The sequence below is a fragment of the Flavobacterium bomense genome (assembly GCF_003970355.1).
In genome coordinates, this window is sequence record NZ_RYDJ01000147.1 from 1 (window position 1) to 1259 (window position 1259).

Here is a 1259-nt window from a genome sequence, read left to right on the forward strand (position 1 = left end):
CTATTCTTTTTTTGTTGCTCTTTCTAATTTGTCATTAATGGTTTTGCCCAAACCTTCGTCTGGCAATCTTTCTGCTATAATTACATCTAGTTTGTTTTGGTCTAAACGATGCATTGCGGCGTATAAATTTTTAGCGGCTTCATTAAAATTTCCAGATTTTGATAGTATTTCTTGATGAATAATGCTTTTATTTTGAACAGTATTTTTAAAAAGCAGCAATCCTATTTTTTTTCCTTCAAAACATTTTAATAATTCAGAAATGTTATTGGTAAGGTAAGTATCAGTCTTTGGCGCATAATGTCGCGAGAGCATACCTGGCGCGTTTGGTGATGTATCGCTATTTGTTGTAATGCCTAATTTCCCCACAATATTTTCTATTTCCTCCAAAGAAATTGATCCGTGTCTGTACAATACGGGCTGGTTATTTTCAAATCCAATAATAGTAGATTCTAAACCTTTTTCGCATTCCCCTCCGTCTAAAATAACATTCAGTTCCTCACCAAAATAATTGTAAACGTGTTCCGCATTTGTTGGACTTATGGACCCAAAAGGGTTTGCGCTTGGGGCTGCTAAAGGGAAATCAAGTTGATCTAATAAAGCCAATGCTACTGGATGATTAGGCACTCTTATGGCAACGGTTTCTTTTCCTGCAGTTACTAAATCTGAAATATGGGGTTGTTTTTTTAGGACTAATGTTAATGGACCTGGCCAAAAGGTAGTAGCAAGAATCAACGCACTTTCAGGAATTTCTAAAGCAACATCGCTAATACAAGACGCTGACTTAAGATGAATAATTAAAGGGTTATAAAATGGTCTTTTTTTTAGTTCAAATATCTTTTTTATTGCTGTTTCATTATAAGCATTTCCTGCTAGACCATATACTGTTTCGGTAGGAATTGCTATCAACTCATTTTTCAGAAGTATTTCTTTTGCTTTATTTATATCAGTTGTTATCATTGTTTTTTATGGGTTACAAATATCACAGTACATCGGGTCCTCTGTCTGTTTTCCATTTGGGTATTTTTCTTCTTTTTTATAACTACATTTTTGGCAAGAATAGATGTGGCTTAAAGTGGAGCGAGTAGGAAAATGGCATTGCTGGCAGGGAAGTCCTTCTCGTCTATCAATAATTCCAAATCCCGGTGTTCTGCATTTTGGACATAGTGATTTTATTTTGTCAACTAATTTGAAGGCAGCTTTTTCAATCACCTTCATCCTTGTTGGATTGTACATAGCTCGCATATCTGTTTCTATATAAG

Annotated in this window: 2 protein-coding genes; both read right to left on the bottom strand. The window is 34.9% G+C overall.

Annotation, left to right across the window (positions count from 1 at the left end):
* Entirely contained in the window at window positions 1-957 is a 957-nt protein-coding gene (locus EKL98_RS16285) for an L-threonylcarbamoyladenylate synthase (RefSeq protein ID WP_126563175.1), read from the bottom strand.
* Between the two features lie 6 nt (window positions 958-963).
* Window positions 964-1259: DUF6671 family protein (locus tag EKL98_RS18265; RefSeq protein WP_317125403.1), on the bottom strand; the 296-nt coding region annotated here is incomplete at its 5' end.

Excerpts from the sequence above, each read along its gene's own strand:
- EKL98_RS16285 (WP_126563175.1), bottom strand. The coding sequence starts at position 957 with ATGATAACAACTGATATAAATAAAGCAAAAGAAATACTTCTGAAAAAT.